Annotated in this window: 16 protein-coding genes; 3 read left to right on the forward strand and 13 right to left on the reverse strand. The window is 58.7% G+C overall.

All coding sequences use genetic code 11. From position 1 onward, the window contains the following. Positions 1-94: 94 nt before the first annotated feature. Positions 95-460 carry a helix-turn-helix domain-containing protein gene (locus tag NMB39_RS18360; protein WP_046072006.1) on the reverse strand — a complete coding sequence of 122 codons (366 nt, stop codon included), beginning with the start codon at positions 458-460 and terminating at the stop codon, positions 95-97. Between the two features lie 82 nt (positions 461-542). On the opposite strand from NMB39_RS18360, the gene NMB39_RS18365 reads away from it, so the two are divergent. Continuing rightward, a complete protein-coding gene (locus NMB39_RS18365) occupies positions 543-782 on the forward strand; it encodes a DNA-binding protein (protein ID WP_046072005.1) in 240 nt (79 codons plus the stop codon). Between the two features lie 35 nt (positions 783-817). Here the strand turns inward: NMB39_RS18365 and NMB39_RS18370 are convergent, their stop codons facing one another. Both NMB39_RS18370 and NMB39_RS18375 read right to left on the reverse strand, forming a co-directional pair. Continuing rightward, positions 818-1,264, reverse strand: a complete 447-nt coding sequence (locus tag NMB39_RS18370) for a GNAT family N-acetyltransferase (protein ID WP_198720949.1) — start codon at positions 1,262-1,264, stop codon at positions 818-820. After that, the gene (locus tag NMB39_RS18375) at positions 1,265-2,014 is read right to left on the reverse strand and encodes a carbon-nitrogen hydrolase family protein (RefSeq protein WP_494340291.1); all 750 of its coding nucleotides are present in this window, start codon (positions 2,012-2,014) and stop codon (positions 1,265-1,267) included. 618 nt (positions 2,015-2,632) lie between these two features. On the opposite strand from NMB39_RS18375, the gene NMB39_RS18380 reads away from it, so the two are divergent. Further along, complete coding sequence (locus NMB39_RS18380) at positions 2,633-3,715, forward strand: 3-deoxy-7-phosphoheptulonate synthase (RefSeq protein WP_057024174.1); 1,083 nt, start codon at positions 2,633-2,635, stop codon at positions 3,713-3,715. Between the two features lie 132 nt (positions 3,716-3,847). On the opposite strand, the gene NMB39_RS18385 is transcribed toward NMB39_RS18380, so the two are convergent. The 9 genes from NMB39_RS18385 to NMB39_RS18425 form a co-directional block, all read right to left on the reverse strand. Beyond that, positions 3,848-4,270 (reverse strand): chemotaxis protein CheY, encoded by a 423-nt coding sequence (locus NMB39_RS18385; protein WP_494340290.1) that lies wholly within the window; start codon positions 4,268-4,270, stop codon positions 3,848-3,850. Positions 4,271-4,404: 134 nt separating this feature from the next. Then, on the reverse strand, positions 4,405-8,019 hold the full coding sequence (locus NMB39_RS18390; protein ID WP_494340289.1) for a transporter substrate-binding domain-containing protein: 3,615 nt from the start codon (positions 8,017-8,019) through the stop codon (positions 4,405-4,407). A gap of 1 nt (position 8,020) precedes the next feature. Continuing rightward, complete coding sequence (locus tag NMB39_RS18395) at positions 8,021-8,647, reverse strand: response regulator transcription factor (RefSeq protein WP_043050228.1); 627 nt, start codon at positions 8,645-8,647, stop codon at positions 8,021-8,023. A 289-nt stretch (positions 8,648-8,936) separates the two neighbouring features. After that, positions 8,937-9,653, reverse strand: coding sequence for an MgtC/SapB family protein (locus tag NMB39_RS18400; protein ID WP_057012224.1), 717 nt, complete (start codon positions 9,651-9,653; stop codon positions 8,937-8,939). Between the two features lie 228 nt (positions 9,654-9,881). Then, complete coding sequence (mgtA, locus tag NMB39_RS18405; RefSeq protein ID WP_198720945.1) at positions 9,882-12,587, reverse strand: magnesium-translocating P-type ATPase; 2,706 nt, start codon at positions 12,585-12,587, stop codon at positions 9,882-9,884. Between the two features lie 511 nt (positions 12,588-13,098). After that, on the reverse strand, positions 13,099-13,941 hold the full coding sequence (locus NMB39_RS18410) for an IS3 family transposase (protein ID WP_494340580.1): 843 nt from the start codon (positions 13,939-13,941) through the stop codon (positions 13,099-13,101). After that, entirely contained in the window at positions 13,938-14,246 is a 309-nt protein-coding gene (locus NMB39_RS18415) for a transposase (protein WP_198730987.1), read from the reverse strand. The genes NMB39_RS18410 and NMB39_RS18415 overlap by 4 nt, the downstream gene beginning before the upstream one ends. A 159-nt stretch (positions 14,247-14,405) precedes the next feature. Next, entirely contained in the window at positions 14,406-14,843 is a 438-nt protein-coding gene (locus NMB39_RS18420) for a T6SS immunity protein Tdi1 domain-containing protein (protein ID WP_057024177.1), read from the reverse strand. 24 nt (positions 14,844-14,867) lie between these two features. After that, positions 14,868-15,212 (reverse strand): FKBP-type peptidyl-prolyl cis-trans isomerase, encoded by a 345-nt coding sequence (locus NMB39_RS18425; RefSeq protein ID WP_057024178.1) that lies wholly within the window; start codon positions 15,210-15,212, stop codon positions 14,868-14,870. 397 nt (positions 15,213-15,609) lie between these two features. Here NMB39_RS18425 and NMB39_RS18430 point away from each other — a divergent pair, with 397 nt between their 5' ends. Next, a complete protein-coding gene (locus NMB39_RS18430; protein WP_057024179.1) occupies positions 15,610-15,855 on the forward strand; it encodes a DUF6124 family protein in 246 nt (81 codons plus the stop codon). A gap of 315 nt (positions 15,856-16,170) precedes the next feature. On the opposite strand, the gene NMB39_RS18435 is transcribed toward NMB39_RS18430, so the two are convergent. Next, on the reverse strand, positions 16,171-16,791 hold the full coding sequence (locus tag NMB39_RS18435; RefSeq protein WP_494340288.1) for a transglycosylase SLT domain-containing protein: 621 nt from the start codon (positions 16,789-16,791) through the stop codon (positions 16,171-16,173). Positions 16,792-17,067: the final 276 nt, after the last annotated feature.

The following is a 17,067-nucleotide window of genomic DNA, read 5'->3' on the forward strand; positions in this document are numbered from 1 at the left end:
GCGCAGACCTAGGTGCAAGTGGCATATATATAGAGTTTTGACGCGCTGCGGCTGTTCGCCGGGGGGCAAACAGCGCTGTTTCCTGGGTGAAAGGTCAGGAATCCGGGGCGGTGGGCTTGGATTTTCCGTTCAATACGGATGAATGCTCGGCCAATGTGCTGGTCAAGCGACGGATTGCATCCTGGTCTTCCTTGAACATGGCGCGGTAGTTACCCAATACTTTTTCTTCGACCTGGCTGAGGTTATCCAGTTGGATCGGCGTTGGGCTGCCGGTCAACACGTACAGGAGGTCCACACCTCTTTCGGCGACACGAGACAGATAGTCGGCCTTGGGTGCACGACCGCCATTTTCATATTTGCCTTGTGCGTTGGCTTCCACGCCTCCTATTTCACCAAAAACTTTCTGCGACAGGCCAAGCCGCTCTCTTTCTTGCCTTAAGCGCGAACCGATTCCACTCATTTGGATGTATGATCCTAGATTGGCACACCCCAAGAGGTGACACACCATCACTTCGTTAAACAAACTTGAACGGTTTTGAACTATGCCCGGTATCCGCACTGCTGCACAAGCCAAGGCTTGGCTTGAACACCAAGGAAAGTCAGTTCAAGCGTTTGCCCGGGAGCATGGCGTGGACCCGGCAACCACCTATCAAGTGCTCGCTGGGCGAAAAAAGGGACGGCGTGGAGAAGCCCATAAGGTGGCGGTCCTGTTGGGCATGAAAGAAGGGATTATCGTGGATGAGCCCGAAGCTCGAACCCAAGATCAGCAAGGCGTTAACTGACAGCAGTATGCGCTTATTCCTACGGCGTGACTGTTTTAGTCCGAGGTGAGTGCCCGACACTCACGCTCCATGCGCCAGAAGCAATCCTCTTCACCCACGATACTCAACCCCTGGCGCTGATACAGCCTTCTTGCCGGGTTGGTCTTGAATACGGTCAAGCGTAATAAGCCCAGGCCCTCGGTATGTGTCTTGAGCGCCATCTGCTCCAGCACCCAACTGCCCGCCCCCTGCTTGCGGCAGCACTCCAGCATGTGCAGCTCGCGGATATACAACGCCTTTTCGTCGCGACTCAGACTGACAAACCCCATTACGCCATCATCGTTGCACACCAGCCAGTTCTCGCGACCCGCCCACGCAGTATCAAAGCCGGCGTTGGACCACAACAAGCCGTACTGCAGGTAGTAGCGGTTCATGGCTTCATAGGTGAGGCTTCGGGCAAAGGGCAGATCCTGGTCCGTCGCCTGGCGCAAGTGAAACGTCATTCAGAGGGCTACCACTTGGCCAGTCCACAACCCGCCTTCGCGGCGGGCGATCACCAACGCGTCGCCGACACCGGGCGCAGCGGCAAGCAAATTGCCATCTGCGGTCCAGACCGCGCTGCGGCCTGCACTGGTCCAGCCTCCCGAAGGGCCACCATGATTAGCCATCAGTACCAGCATGCCATGCTCGGACGCATACCCTTGAAGCAGCGCGCTGTCCGCCGCGTAGCCACCCTCGCTGATCAGCACGCCGGCGGCATATACCGTGGCGCCCGATTCCGCCGCCAGGCGTGGGTGACTGGCGTGGGAAAAGTCCGCGCACACCGCCAGCGCAATGCGCTCATCTTCCCAATCCAGGATCTCGCCACCCTGCCCGGCCGTAAATGCCAGCTCTTCTCCAGAATGCAGATGCTGCTTGGTGTAGACGCCAATTGAACCGTCCGCTCCCAGCACGAGCGCACCAATCAGTACACCCGACTGTGGGGCCAGCCGCACCGGCATGCCCACCACAGCTGTCAAACGCAACTCCCGCGCCATTTCACGCAACGGAGCCAATACATCACTCTCCAGGGCGATAGCCAGGTCCGCCGCCAGGAATGGTTCATAGCCAGTCAGCGACAGTTCCGGAAACACCAGCCATTGCACACCGTGCTCGGCCGCAGCCTGCATCATGACCAGGTGCCGTTGGATATTGGCCGCAACATCGCCCGCAATGGAAAGGGTCTGCGCCGCAGCAAGGGTCAAGGCAGTCATGGTCGCGTCCTGGCAATCATTGTTTAAGTGTCATCAGCATATCGGCACACACCCATAGCCGTAAGTCCCCCCACGCAATAGAAATTACTGATTGAATCCAACCGTACGCCTCTAGTAAGCTCCCCCCAACATTTGGAGAGCTAATCATGTCGCAACTCACCCACACTCAGGTTTGCCCTGCTGCCAGCGCCTTGCGCTCGGTGTCGGCTACCCGCGTGAACGGTTCGAGCGCACTGGCTGGCTTTTATTTTGGGTATTGGTTTAGCCACTGGCGCGCCTGATACCTGAAATCGGCGCCCACTACTCAAGGGGTCGCCTACCAGAGAAATCTAAACCCCCGGTCGGCTCCCCGACCGGGGGTTTTGTTTTTTCAGCCTCTTTTTATTTTGTTTGATCAAGAACTTAAAGGAACCGCGCCATGAACTACGCCACTTATTACCGCTACGACACTTGCACTGCATGGCGATTTAGCCAGCTCCGTTCGGGACAGCCTGCCGCCTCCGACCGGTCACCTCTTGGTGGCAAGCCAACACGTACAGCCGATACGGCCAATTGTCGAACACCCCAGTAGGCCAAGCGTGCGGGAATCGCCCGCCGCTTGCCCAGGAAGCCTTGAATATGAACTCCTCCGTCGCCGCTTTGCCCGTCTCTGCCCTGAACAGCGCCAATGAAGCCCTGACCCAGCGCCTGCCCAGCTCCCTGGAGCTCAAGCATCAGTTGCCCCTCAGCCCGTTCCTCAATGAACAGATCCACGCCCATCGCCAAGCTGCGCGCGCCATCCTCAATGGCGAAGACTCACGCTTACTGGTGATTGTCGGCCCGTGCTCGATCCACGATCCGGAATCGGCCATGGAATACGCACGCAACCTGAAGAAGCTCGCGCTTGAAGTCAGCGACCAGATGCTGCTGGTAATCCGTGCCTACGTCGAAAAACCCCGCACCACCATCGGTTGGAAAGGCCTGGCCTACGATCCGCACCTGGATGGCAGCGATGACATGGCCGCCGGCCTGAGGCTCTCGCGGGAGCTGATGCGCGAAATGCTGCGCCTGGGCCTGCCGGTCGCTACCGAGCTGCTGCAACCCATGGCCGCCGGCTACTTCGATGACCTGCTCAGTTGGGTCGCGATTGGTGCACGCACCACCGAGTCGCAGATCCACCGCGAGATGGCCAGCGGGCTGGGCATGCCCGTGGGTTTCAAGAACGGCACCGACGGCGGTGTCGCGATTGCCTGTGATGCGATGCGCTCTGCCTCACACCCCCATCGCCACTTCGGCGTCGACAGCCAGGGCCATCCGGCGATCATCCAGACCCCGGGCAACCCCGACACCCACTTGGTGCTGCGCGGCGGTCATCGTGGGCCGAACTACGAGGCGCAAAGCGTCGCCCAGATCAAGCATGACCTGGCCAAGTCCAAGGTGGCAGCCCGGATCATGGTCGATTGCAGCCATGCCAACAGCGGCAAGGACCCGTTGCGTCAACCGGCAGTATTCAACGAGGTACTGGAGCAGCGCTTGCAGGGCGATACATCGCTGATCGGCATGATGCTTGAAAGCCACCTGTTCGAGGGTTGCCAGCCGTTGAGTGCGTCGATGAAATACGGCGTATCGGTGACCGATGGTTGCCTGGGGTGGGACGCTACCGAGCAGCTGCTTCGCAGTGCGGCAGAGCGCTTGCGCGAACACCACAAGGCTGCAGATTGACGCAGGGCAAATGTGGGGCGTGCCCTGATGTCAATCAGTTAGGGCTCGCTCCTACAGGATGGGCCAGCAGATTGCCGCCCTGGAGCGTGGCCATCGCTTGACCCGCCCCAAGGGCATCGCGCCGATGTGGGACTAGGCCCCGGCCACCGGCGTACGGGACAACTCCCGCAGCCACGGCAATACCCGCAGGCCTTGACTGGCCTCGGGTGGGTCGATGATGTCCATGAAGTGTTCGAGATTGAGGTTATCCGGCACCCCGGGCAGGCGTACCCGCAGCCCTGGCATTACGCCCGTGGGTGCATTCGATTGCGGGTGGTCATAGACCAGCACATGGCGCACTTGGGCCTGAGCCCCACAGGCATGGGCCATCAGCCTCGCGTTGATGATCAGTACGTCGAAGGGCTCGGCCGGAATGGCGGTCAGAATCTGCACCTCTTCAAGCGTTTGCACCGGCACAATCCGGTAATACCCCAACTGGTTGAGCATTTTCTCGATGTATAAACGTTGCAGATGCTGCTCATCGGCAATCAGGATAGTCAGTGCTTTGTTCGGCATGGCAAACCCCTGGACAGGCTGTGCTCGGCAGTGAGCGCGACCCATTTTCCAGACATATGCCGACGACAAAATCAGGCATATTCCCCCTTCACGTAGGAGTTCTCCCAAATTCCCCGAATGGTGATCAACCGCAGTCAAGGCTGATTGCAATAAACGCTCAGGCCATGATGCAAGGTATCAATCGCTTCACCCACGTCCTCGACCGTCGACCCCAATGACTGACGGTCCTGCTGTTCACACACCTGCTCCAATGCCTCACAACAGCTGATCAACCCGTAAGCCTTGACCATCCGCGCACCGCCTTTGGCGCGATGGGCCAGGTCGTGCAGCTTGGCGAAGTCTGCCTGGCTTTGCAGCGGGAACAGCAAGGCACGATCGGCCTTCAGGCTCTCGAGCAACGGCGCCAGCAACTCGATAAGTGCGGGGCGGTCATCCCCTGTCAGCGCAATCAGGGTACTTAAGTCAAAAGCCGCCAAGCGCAGCGGGGCAGGGTCGGCCGCGCGCGACGCCAACGCTGATCGCAAATCGTCAAGCCCGGTAGGCTTGAACAGACAGCCATCCATGCCTGCTTGCCGACACCGTTCGGTTTCTTCCGGTTGTGCGTTGGCGGTGAACCCCAACAGCAGGCAAGGCGACAATCCCCGCTCGCGTTCTTGTGCACGGATATCCTGTGCCAATTGATAGCCGTTCTTGTAGGGCATATTGCAATCGGTAATGACGCAATCGAACTGACCACTGCGCCACTGTTCGAGCCCCTGTACACCATCCTCGGCGGTGATGATGCGGTGCCCGAGGAAGCTCAATTGCCGGCCCAGCAACAGACGGTTGGCCGGATAGTCGTCGACCACCAGAATGCTCAGCGCACGGTTCGGGGGGGCCAGGTCTTCCCTTGGCGCAACTTGCGCGGGCGCTACGTTGGTCATGGCCAATGCCAACGCCACATCCACCCGGGTGCCCTGCCCCAGCACACTGTTCAAGTGCAGTTGGCCACCCATCATTTCGCACAAGTTGCGGCTGATCACCAACCCCAGCCCGGAACCGCTGCGCGCCGACTGCTCGTTGTTGCTGCCCTGGATAAAGAGGCTGAACAATCGCTGCTGGTCTTGGACACTGATACCAATGCCGGTGTCCTGCACCCACAACTGCAAGCGTAATCGCTCCCCCTCCAGGCTCGCCTTGGCCCCAAGTGTTACCTGGCCATTGGCCGTGAATTTAATCGCATTGCTCAGCAGATTCGACACCACCTGCTTGAAGCGTAGCGGGTCGACCAGCACCACCCGATCAATCAATGGGTCAAGTTCAACCTGCAGCGCCAGCCCCTTGGCGCGCGCCAACCCTTCGAACACGCGTGCCACCGATGCCAGCAGTTCTTGCAGGTTGGCTGGTTCAAGGGCCAGGGACAAATGCCCAGCCTCGATTCGCGCGATATCAAGGATATCGCCGATCAATTCCAGCATGCCGCGCGAGGCCACCGACGCCACCTCCAGCGCATCCCGGTCGGCGCGCCCCTGCTCGGCATTTTTCAGGGCCAGCTCGATCATGCCGATCACGGCATTCATTGGCGTGCGGATCTCATGGCTCATGGTGGCCAGAAAGGTCGTCTTGGCTCGGCTGGCCGCATCGGCATCGTCCTTGGCTTCCTGCAACTGGCGAAGCAGGCGTTGCCGCTCGCTCACATCCACCCAGCCGGCAATCATGCCCACCACCTTCTCGTCGCCATCGCGGTACGGCAACATCCACTGGTAAATCGTCAGGATCTCGCCACTGGGCACCTTGAGTATCCGATCATGAATCTGCGGCTCGCCACCGGCCATCAGGCGCAGATAATCCTCATGAAACGACTGGGCCTGGGGCAGATTGCTGGTGTCGGTCTCCACCACGGTCCTGCCGATCACGTCTTCGAGCTTGTAGCCGAAAACGTCAAGATAAGCGTTATTGCAGGCCATCAGCCGCCCTTGGCGGTCGCGCACATAAATCGGGTGCGGGGTGCCGTCAATCAATACGCTCATGAACCGCATCTGGTCGCTCAGCGCCCGCTCGGCCTGCACGCGTTTATGAATCAGGCTGCGCAGATAGATGACCCAACCCAGCGTGATCACCAGCAAGAGTGCCGCCAGCCCGAAACCCTGGAGAATGACGTTGCGATGGCGCAACCAATAGCTGTCCTCGATGATGATCTCATTGCGCCAATGCCCGATCAGCTCGTCCATCTCTTGCGGCGTGATGCTCAGCAGCGCCTTGTCCAGGATCGAATAAAGCTCCAATTGACTGCGATTGACCCCGAATGTCACGCGTGCCGGCTCGGTGCCGACGGTACTGGCAATACGCAAACGGTCGCGATAATCCCGGGCAATCAGATAGCGCGCACTGATCAGCGAGTTCACCGCACCGTCGGCGTCGCCTTTGGCCACCAACGCCATGGCTTGCTCCGGGTTTTCCACGTCCACAAACGCGATGCCGGGAAAATTCTGCGTAATCTCATCGTGCAAGCCGTTACCGGTCACCATCGCCAGGCGTTTGCCGAGCATATCTTCCAGGGTGGCCGGGCTGTAGTCCCCACCACGTGTCACCAGCACAAAGGGGTTGGTGAGGTAGGGCCGGGTAAACCGCACCTTCTCGGCGCGCACGACACTGGGGGTCACGACCGCCAGCATATCCGCCGTGCCCGCATTGACGATATTGATCTGGCGCGGTAACGAGGTGCCCGGCACCACATCGAACTTCAAGCCGGTACGCAAGCTGATACGCGCCAACACCTCGGCACTCAACCCTTCGAACTGCCCTTGATCATTGATGAATGACAGCGGCAGGAAGTTGTTCAGCACTGCGACCTTGACCCGTGGATGCTTCTGCACCCAGCGCTGCTCACTGGCACTCAGTTGCAACCGATCAACGCCGACGATACCGAGGTTGCCCCCACTCCAACGACGCAGGATTTCCATCTGCTCACTGGCAGGAATCGCCTCCAGCGCGGCGTTGAGGATGGGCAATAGACGTGTATTGTCCCGAGCCACGGCGAAGGCAAACGGGTTGACTTCCAGGGTCGAAAAATCGGCCATGCGCACATTATTGAGGTGGTTACGGTTGATCAGGTAATTGGTGCTGATGGCGTCGCCCAGATACACATCGGCACGACCAAATGCCACGGCGCCGATGGCTTCGAAGGTCGACGCAAACAGCTCCAACTGGGCATCGGGGTAAAAGGCGCGTACAGCGTCGGGCTGCATGTAGTGATACAGCATCGCCACACGCTTGCCCGCCAGGTCGTCACTCAACACCTGGCTTTCACCGGTGCGGGTGACCAGTGTCGGTTGATCATTGGCGTAGGAGCGAGACAAATGCAGTTGCGGGTCGGCCGCTTCGTAGCCGTTGGCAGACCCGAGAAAATCCACGGCCCCCTGTTTGAGGGCTTCGATCACTTCATCCCGGGTGTCGTAGCGCCGGACTTCGATGGAGATATGCAGGGCCTGGCCGATCAGTGCGGCAAAATCGGCAGTTATGCCTTCGAGTTCGTGGTTGTTATTGGTCAGGTCAAACGGCGCGTAATCGGGGGCGGAAACCCCCATCAACAGCGTGCGCCGCTCGCGCAGCCAACGCCAATCAGCCTCGTCCAGCGTCACTTCGGGAGTTTCGATATGAGAATGCCCCAGCAGGCGCAAAGCGTGGGGCTCGTCAAGGGCCACCGCGATCAGGGGTAACAGGCTCATCCAAAGGATCGTGGCGAACCTCGTAAACGCGGTGGTGATCATTTCAGATCAGATGGTTGCGCTGGGCAAACTTGGATAAATGCACTACCGAGGACATACGCAACTTCTCCTTGAGTCGAGTCTTGTAAGTGCTGATGGTCTTGTGACTCAACAGCATCTGCTCGGCAATTTCCTTGTTGCCCAGCCCCAGGGCCAGCATTTGCAATACGGTCAACTCACGGTCAGACAAGCACTCGATCATCTGTCGTTCCGTTTCCTGCAGGTCGTCACGGCGTACCGAACTGGTCGGCAAACTTGGGAAGCAACTGTAGCCCGACATGATCGCCTTGATGGCCTTTTGTAACTCATCCAACTCGCCGGTCTTGGCCACAAACCCCATGGCTCCGGCGCGCATACAGCGTGTGGAAAAGAACACTGCAAGGTAAGAGGTGAGCACCAAGATGCGGCACGGCAGGCCCTGGGTCTTGATGCGGTGGATCACTTCCAACCCACCCAGCTTTGGCATTGCCAGGTCGAGGATGATCAAGTCCGGGCGCTGTTCCCTCGCCAATTGCATGGCATCTGCACCGTCACCTGCCTGATAAATGTCGTCGAACCCTTCCAACTGCAGCAGATGCTTAACCGTTGCACGGATAAACGGATGATCATCCACAATTAATGCTTTGCTCATAAACTTCCCTATACGGACAAAATACCCTTACACATCACATCGGACCTTGGTACCTGTGAGAAATAACAGTTCCGACCAACGGCACTGCGCAAACTCAAAAAGATAACCAAGCGATGCCTGGCCCATTCAATTGCAACACCACACTTACAGCAGCCGGGCCTGATGAGCCCATCTGCTGTAAGTACTCAACCTTAGCAATGCATAAATATTTAGATTGAAGGGATAATCCGGACTGTTTGTAGGATTTTTCCACGATCAAGTTTAGCCGCTCGTGGCATATCCATAACGTTCAGTCCGTGGTACTCGGGCTCCAGAACGCCTGTACCACCAGGGTCGAGGTCGAGATGCGCGCCACCAGTGCATCCAGCTCGTCGCCATCGACTGACGTCGCCGCCAGGGTGGCCTCGATTTCCACTTCTTCGCTGCCGAACGGTCGCACGTCGACATCGCTGGCCGGGTAGTTGCAGCGGGCCAACTCGGCTTCCAGCAACACCATCACTGCCTGTTGCTGACTGCGCCGCGCAATCACATAGAGGATGTTGGTAACCTCCGCCGACACCACGTCCAACGGCTGGCGGTTTATGTTATTGACGATCGGCCGCAGCAAGGTATTGGCCGCCAGCACAAACAGCGTGCCCAGCAACGCCTCGAGGATCAGGTCGGCACCCGCGCAAGCCCCCACCGCCGCCGAGGCCCAGAGGGTCGCGGCGGTGTTGAGCCCGCGCACATTGCCTTCTTCACGCATGATCACACCGGCCCCCAGGAAGCCGATGCCCGAGACCACATACGCAACCACCCGTACAGCGCCTTCCGCGCCGCCCAGGCGGTTGGCCATATCGACGAAAATCGCCGCGCCGACCGCCACAAGTACATTGGTGCGCAAGCCGGCGGTGCGCTGGCGGTATTGGCGCTCGAAGCCGATCAGGCCACCGAGAATAAACGCCGCGGTTAGGCTGACCACCGTGTCGATCAGGGAATTGAGGTTGATATTGTTGATTGCCTGCATAAGAAAATCTCCATGAATGCAGCAGCACGTTGGAACCACCATGGATCCGCTGGGAACTGACTTGCCTGCGAGGGCGGTGAGTATTTACATAATTTTTGGCACGCCGCTGGACATGTGGGAGAGGGCTTGCCCCGATGGAGGTGGGTCAGCCAACATCATGTTTGCTAGGCTGACGTCTTCGCGGGCAAGCCCCCTCCCACAGGGTTTTGCGGTGTTGCATGGAGCGTATTACTGCCAGCCAAACCGGCGGATATAAAAGCCCTTCACCGCCTGGGTCAGCGCCATGTACGCCAGCAGAATCACCGGCAGAAATACGAAATACAGCGACGGCAGCGCCTGCAATTTGAAGTAGTGCGCCAGCGGCCCCATCGGCAGGAAGATCCCCACGGCCATGATCACGCCGGTCATCAACATCAACGGCAGCGCCGCACGGCTTTGCAGGAACGGGATTTTCGGGGTACGGATCATGTGCACGATCAGGGTCTGGGTCAGCAGCCCCACCACGAACCAGCCGGATTGGAACAGGGTCTGGTGGTCCGGGGTGTTGGCATCGAACACATACCACATGAGTGCGAACGTGGTGATGTCGAAGATCGAGCTGATCGGCCCGAAAAACAGCATGAAACGCCCCACCTCCCCTGGCTGCCAGCGTTGCGGCGTGGCGAGCATTTCGTCATCGACGTTATCGAATGGAATCGCAATCTGGGAGATGTCATACAGCAGGTTCTGCACCAGCAAATGCATTGGCAGCATCGGCAGGAACGGGATGAACGCGCTGGCCACCAGCACCGAGAACACGTTGCCGAAGTTGGAGCTGGCGGTCATCTTGATGTACTTGAGCATATTGGCGAAGGTACGCCGACCTTCCAGCACGCCCTCCTCCAGGATCATCAGGCTCTTTTCCAGCAGGATGATGTCAGCCGCTTCCTTGGCGATGTCCACCGCGCTGTCCACCGAAATACCGATATCGGCCGTGCGCAATGCTGGTGCGTCGTTGATGCCATCGCCCATAAAGCCCACCACATGCCCGTTGGCCTTGAGCAGGCGCACGATGCGCTCCTTGTGGCTGGGGGTGAGCCTGGCGAACACATTGGTGGTTTCCACGGCCTGGGCCAGTTCGGCATCGGTCATGGCTTCGATATCGTTGCCCATCAGCAAGCCTTGTTGCGCAAGACCCACTTCGCGGCAGATCTTCGCCGTGACCAGTTCGTTGTCGCCGGTCAGCACTTTCACCGCCACGCCATGGGCTTTCAGGGCCTTGAGGGCGGGTGCGGTGCTTTCCTTGGGCGGGTCGAGAAACGCCACGTAGCCGATCAGGGTCAGGTTGTTTTCATCCGCCAGGCTGTAGGTGTCACGCCCGGCCGGCATCGGCTGCGCCGCCACCGCCACCACACGCAGCCCTTCCTCGTTAAAGGCCGCGGTCACCTGGCGAATGCGCGCCAGCAGTTCCTCGCTCAGGGCTTCATTGACGTCGCCGTGGCGCACGCTGGTGCACACCGACAAGATCTCCTCCACCGCGCCCTTGCAGATCAGCAGGTGCGGCTGGTCTCGCTCGGCCACCACCACCGACATGCGGCGGCGGTTGAAGTCGAAGGGGATCTCATCGACCTTATGGAACGCGGTGCCGACTTTCAGCTCGCGATGGATTTCCACGTGTTCGAGCACCGCCACGTCCAGCAGGTTTTTCAGGCCGGTCTGGTAGTAGCTGTTGAGGTAGGCCATTTCCAGTACGTCTTCGGACTCCTCACCCCACACGTCCACATGGCGCGCCAGGAATATCTTGTCCTGGGTCAGCGTGCCGGTCTTGTCGGTGCACAGCACGTCCATGGCGCCGAAGTTCTGGATCGCGTCCAGGCGCTTGACGATAACCTTCTTGCGCGACAGGAATACCGCGCCCTTGGCCAAGGTCGAGGTGACGATCATCGGCAGCATTTCGGGGGTCAGGCCCACGGCGATCGACAGCGCAAACAACAGCGCCTCGGTCCAATCGCCCTTGGTGAAACCGTTGATGAACAACACCAGCGGCGCCATTACGAACATAAAGCGGATCAGCAACCAGCTGACCTTGTTGACCCCGTGCTGGAACGAAGTGGTCGCGCGATCAGTGGCCGTGACACGTTGGGCCAACGCCCCGAAATAGGTGCTGTTGCCGGTGGCCAGGACCACTGCGGTGGCGGCGCCGGACACCACGTTGGTGCCCATGAACAGAATGTTCTCCAGCTCCAACGGGTTGCGGGTATGGGCATCCTGCTGATGGGCGAACTTCTCCACCGGCATGGATTCACCGGTCATCGCCGCCTGGCTGACGAACAGGTCCTTGGCGCTGAGCACGCGGCAGTCTGCGGGAATCATGTCACCGGCCGACAACACAATCAGGTCGCCCGGCACCAGTTGCTTGATCGGCAGTTCAATACGCTTGGCGGCATCGCGGCGCAGTACGGTGGCGGTGTTGCTCACCATGGCCTTCAAGGCGTCGGCCGCCTTGTTCGACTTGGCCTCCTGCCAAAAGCGCAACAGGGTCGACAGCACCACCATGGAAAAAATCACCGTGGCAGCCTTCATGTCCTCGGTCAGCCAGGAGATCACTGCCAGTAACGTCAGCAGCAGGTTGAACGGGTTCTTGTAGCAGTGCCACAGGTGCACCCACCACGGCAGCGGCTGCTCATGCTCGACTTCGTTGAGGCCGTATTGCACACGCAGGGCGTCGGCCTCCTGGATAGTGAGCCCCGCCGAATGACTGCCCAGCACACCCAGCAACTGCACGGCACTGCCGTTGGCCGCAGCCACCAGGGTGTGCGCCAGGTTTGGCGGGACTTCGCGGCTGACGCTGGCGTCGGTCACGGTTTCGAGCATTGCCAGCCGGCGAAAATGCCGGGCGATATGCCGGGTCCGCAGGAAGCCGGCGAAGAACTCTTTGAGCAGCGTGAGGTTCATGGTGTTACTCCTGCGCGAGGAAAACCCGTCGTGCAGGTACTGCCCATCCGCACCGCGCCCGTCACACAGGCACAGCCGAACCTGGCCCGCCCACCGTAAAAAGGCAGGCGCGTCCGTAGCATCCCGAAGTTACCCAGGTGCTGGTCAGCGTCGATGAGAGGGATTCAGGCAGGCGCCAGGACGGGCCACTGCCGGGATGCCGCTTCTCGCTTTTTCAGGCGAGATAACGGCATCTGGAACATGCGCGTTATCTTGCCAAGTATGCGCCGGTTACCGAGACCGGCCGACAACTGTCACTCGAACAAGTACCCACTGAGGGTCTCCGCTATTGATGAAAACGCGCGAAGCTTACGCCGCGATGTTGGCAGAGTAAACCGTAGGAAAGTGCCCGCATGGAGAATAAGAAAATTCTTCAGGATGGGTTCAGGAATCCCTTTCTCAACCACACCGCCAAGCAAATGTGGGAGGGGGCTTGTTCTGGTCAAGTTTTTCCGGACACCGATTACGGTGATCAAGCCGCCTGCTGCTCCATGGCTATTGGCGACAGGTAGTTGTTGTGGCTGTGGAGCCTGATTCGGTTATACCGCATGAAGAAGCTGGTCATATCCTGCCTCGCTTCTTCAACTGTCGTGTAGCCCTTGGTGGGCACCCACTCTGATTTGAGCGTCCCGAAGAAACGTTCTGTTGGTGCGTTGTCCCAGCACTGCCCTCTGCGGCTCATGCTTTGCGTTATCTCATGCTCCAGCAGCTCTGACTGAAAGCGCTGGCTGGTGTATTGGCAGCCTTGATCCGAATGAAACATCAAGCCTGCATGTTTGCCTCGAACCTCCACCGCCATTCTCAGCGCCTTGCTAACCAGGTCGGCGTCATTGATCAGAGAAAACGCCCAGCCAACGATTCGGCGGGCGAACAAATCAATGACCGCTGCCAAGTGATACCAGCGTTTACCAACCATCAGGCTGGTAACGTCGCCGCACCAGACCTGATTGATTGCGGTTGGCTCGAAATTACGCTCGAGCAGGTTCTTGGCCACAAATGCTTCGACGCCTCTAGAGCGATATTGATGGCGGCGGCGCTGCCTGCTGGCCAGATTTGCCTCCGCCATGAGTTTTCCGGCCAGATGCCGTCCCACTTTGATCTGCTGGGCCTTTAAGTGCTGAGAGATCATCCGCGCGCCTGCACTTCCCCGGCTTTCGTCATGCAGTTGCACGACTTTTGCTCTGAGCGCGTCACGCTTGGTATTCGGCGCTGAGCGACGCTTAAGCCACTCATAAAACGCGCTGCGGGAAACACCAAGCGCACTACAAAGCAGGCGGGTCGGATATGAGCTCGACTCTCTCAGCTCCTCGATCAGGAAAAACGATCGGGATCCGACATCAAGAGAGCCGTAGCCTTTTTTAAGATTTCAGCCTCGGTCTCCAGGCGCTTGATCTTGGCTCGCAGCTGCTGCAGCTCTCGCTGTTCTTCGCTGATTGCCTTGGTACCGGCCACTGGCTGCCCTTTCAGACGTTCTTTACGAACCTGATCAACCCAGCGGCGCAGAGCCGTAGGGCCAACTTCCATCGATGCACATACGTCGGGAACTGAGCAGTTATCATCAAGAACCATGCTTGCAGCACGTTGCTTGAACTCGCGGGTATAGGTCTTTCGTTCTTGCATGGAACCTCCTGATTGGGCGAATCATATCGCCCTTAAGAGGTGTCCGGGATCATTAGGCCAGTTCAGCTTGCCCCCGATGACGGTGTTTCAGCTACTAATTCATCGCCTGACACACTGCATTCCTAGACAAGCCCACTTGGGCTCAGCGATGCATACTCCTTAATCAACAACTTTGAGCCGCACTTTGGCGCCGTCTGGCAACTCCTTAATCTCCAGCGCCAAATCACCGCAAAACCGAATCTGCTCGACGTGATCAATACAACGCACATTGCTCATGTCATATTCACCACCCAACACCGGCGAAATCACGAAATGATAGACCTTGCCCGGTGCCAACCGGCCCAACACCTTCTCGGCCTGCTCCACCATCGGTTGCAAATACCAGCCGTGCAGAAACGCCTGATCCTTGGAGACGTCATCCAGTGCTTCACGCGTCTGGGCGATGATTTCGCAAGAGAGGGCCTCCGGACATAACCGCCAATAACGCGCCTGCCCGTCCTTGATCATCAAATTACCAAACGCCGTGAGACCTACAACTTCGATGGGGTCAATACCAACCCATCCCCAGCTCTCGCGTATCGCCTGAATCATCTCCATACCGCCTCCTTGCAAATCAACGTTTCAATCATCCCGCGTCAGCACTTCCAGCAATTCAATCTCGAAACGCAAATTACTGTTGGGCTTGATATGCGCGCCCATGGAACGCTCGCCATAGGCCAGGTGCGCTGGCACATACAATGTACGTACCCCGCCGACCCGCATCCCCATCAACCCCTGGTCCCAGCCCTTGATCACGCGACCGGTGCCAATCACGCACTGGAACGGCTTGCCCCGCTTCCACGACGAATCGAACACGGTGCCATCTTCCAGGGTGCCGGTGTATTGGGTGGTGATCAGCGCGCCCTTGACCACGGTTTTTCCAGTGCCCGGGCGGATGTCGGTGATCTGCAGTTCGTCGTTGCTCATGGGGGTCTCATTGAAGGCATGAAAGGCTAGGGTTTTCCCAGAATCGGCTGGGTTTGGCAAGTGTAGGAACAGTCGGAACAATGACATTTCCCTTTAACTTGAAGGACGTTTCCGAGAGAATCCCAACCGCTTGCGCCGCTCACATTGCGTGGCTAGTCTTCGTCGGTCACTGCCAATTCAGTGACTCGGGGTTTGGTAGACCGCGAATGATTAGGCGCTAAGCGCCCCCTTCTGCAAGGCGCCTTTTTTCGGCCCTGCGTTATGGTGGCCGTGCGCAGGGCACCTTCGGGTGCACCGGGTCCTAATCACCGGTCTACCAATCTGCGTACGGCCACCACCCTAAAAGTCGTTTGGTAGCGATGGTGGTGGCCTTCTAATTTAGATTAGGAGTCAAACCATGGAAAAGCTCGTCCCCGCACCACCCGCCCCAGAACTGCAATTCTTCGCCACCACACCCGACCTCAGCTTCGAAGACGCCCTGGCCCATGCCAGCAGTGTATTGCGTTGCGCAGCCGTTGCCGCGCAGACAGCGGGTGAGCAGTTGGATGGCACTTCCCGCACCCTGGTGATTTCGGTCATGCACCTGGTGGAAATGGCCAGCGTGATGGTGGACCGTTCGCTGGAATGCATACTGCCGCGTTAATGCAAAACTAAATGTGGGAGGGGGCTTGCTCCCGATGCGGCGCATCAGCCACCCCATCATTGGCTGACAAGCTGCTATCGGGAGCAAGCCCCCTCCCACATTTGGATCGCAGGGCATCAGTCAGATAGCCGTCGGCTGTCAGGCTGCCAACAGCCTCGCCACAGATCCAGTGTCGTACCGCAATCTACTGTGGGAGGGGGCTTGCTCCCGATGGCGGTGCATCAGTCACCACTTCATTGGCTGACAAGCTGCTATCGGGAGCAAGCCCCCTCCCACATTTAATCTGCCTGCATCCAGAAGTCGCTGTGTCGGCCTTTACAACCAATGCCAGAACCGGCTCCAGAACCCGCGTCCCAACTCATCCTTGCACCCGGCATATTGCCGTGCGTACAGCTGCGAACGCGCCTGCACCTTGCTCGCCACCGGTAGCAGCCAGGCTTTGCTGGCGTAGGTCCGCTGGCGGTAGCCACCCCAGCCTTCGTGGTAGTTCAGGTATTGGCCGTAGGCGTCGTATTTGTAGACGCCATTGATGGTGTAGGTCTTGTCCATGTACCAGCCGACAAAGTCAATGGCGTCGTCAAAATCTTCGCGGTCAGCACCGCTGCGGCCGGTGCTTTTGCGGTAGTCGTTCCACACTTCATCCTTGGCCTGGGCGTAGCCGGAAGCGGTGGACACGCGGCCCCAGGGGATGATCCACAGCAGGTATTTACGCGGGGTCTTGGCGTCGTAGCGAAAGCCCGACTCCTGATACATGATGGCAAGCGGCACCTGGATCGGCACGCCCCAACGCTTTTGCGTGACTTTGGCGGCGTCGTACCAGTCATCTTTTTCGCGGAAGATGCCGCAGATGTCGTTGGGCGTGCGTGGCGGCGAGGTGCCGCACGCCGCCATGAGAGAAGTGAGTAATAACAGTCCTACGGTTTTGCCTGCGCTCAAGGGGCACCTTTGCGGGATACGGGTAAAATGCCAGCATTTTACGCGCTCAGCCAGTCGGCGTCCTTGTTGTGGGCGTTTTTATGCCAAGGGCATGCGGTGGCTTGTCAGGAAGAAACGCCCGATAAAGAAGATCAGGTTCAGGCGCATATGGACCACGTCCACCAGTGCATTCGTACTGCTCAGCGGTCAATTGCTCTGCACTATCCTGATGCCGGGTGGTCGTATTCCCATGCGCCCAGCCCCTACAAAAACTCGCGCGTTTTCTATTTTGGAGCA

The organism is Pseudomonas sp. FBCC-B545 (genome assembly GCF_059134095.1).

Bases quoted from the DNA above. Each gene is read 5' to 3' on its own strand.
- NMB39_RS18380 (WP_057024174.1), top strand. From the start codon at position 2,633: ATGAACTCCTCCGTCGCCGCTTTGCCCGTCTCTGCCCTGAACAGCGCC.
- NMB39_RS18365 (WP_046072005.1), top strand. From the start codon at position 543: ATGCCCGGTATCCGCACTGCTGCACAAGCCAAGGCTTGGCTTGAACAC.
- NMB39_RS18430 (WP_057024179.1), top strand. From the start codon at position 15,610: ATGGAAAAGCTCGTCCCCGCACCACCCGCCCCAGAACTGCAATTCTTC.
- NMB39_RS18360 (WP_046072006.1), bottom strand. From the start codon at position 460: ATGAGTGGAATCGGTTCGCGCTTAAGGCAAGAAAGAGAGCGGCTTGGC.
- NMB39_RS18415 (WP_198730987.1), bottom strand. From the start codon at position 14,246: ATGCAAGAACGAAAGACCTATACCCGCGAGTTCAAGCAACGTGCTGCA.
- NMB39_RS18385 (WP_494340290.1), bottom strand. From the start codon at position 4,270: ATGCCGAACAAAGCACTGACTATCCTGATTGCCGATGAGCAGCATCTG.
- NMB39_RS18375 (WP_494340291.1), bottom strand. From the start codon at position 2,014: ATGACTGCCTTGACCCTTGCTGCGGCGCAGACCCTTTCCATTGCGGGC.
- NMB39_RS18395 (WP_043050228.1), bottom strand. From the start codon at position 8,647: ATGAGCAAAGCATTAATTGTGGATGATCATCCGTTTATCCGTGCAACG.
- mgtA (WP_198720945.1), bottom strand. From the start codon at position 12,587: ATGAACCTCACGCTGCTCAAAGAGTTCTTCGCCGGCTTCCTGCGGACC.
- NMB39_RS18400 (WP_057012224.1), bottom strand. From the start codon at position 9,653: ATGCAGGCAATCAACAATATCAACCTCAATTCCCTGATCGACACGGTG.
- NMB39_RS18420 (WP_057024177.1), bottom strand. From the start codon at position 14,843: ATGGAGATGATTCAGGCGATACGCGAGAGCTGGGGATGGGTTGGTATT.
- NMB39_RS18390 (WP_494340289.1), bottom strand. From the start codon at position 8,019: ATGATCACCACCGCGTTTACGAGGTTCGCCACGATCCTTTGGATGAGC.
- NMB39_RS18370 (WP_198720949.1), bottom strand. From the start codon at position 1,264: ATGACGTTTCACTTGCGCCAGGCGACGGACCAGGATCTGCCCTTTGCC.
- NMB39_RS18425 (WP_057024178.1), bottom strand. From the start codon at position 15,212: ATGAGCAACGACGAACTGCAGATCACCGACATCCGCCCGGGCACTGGA.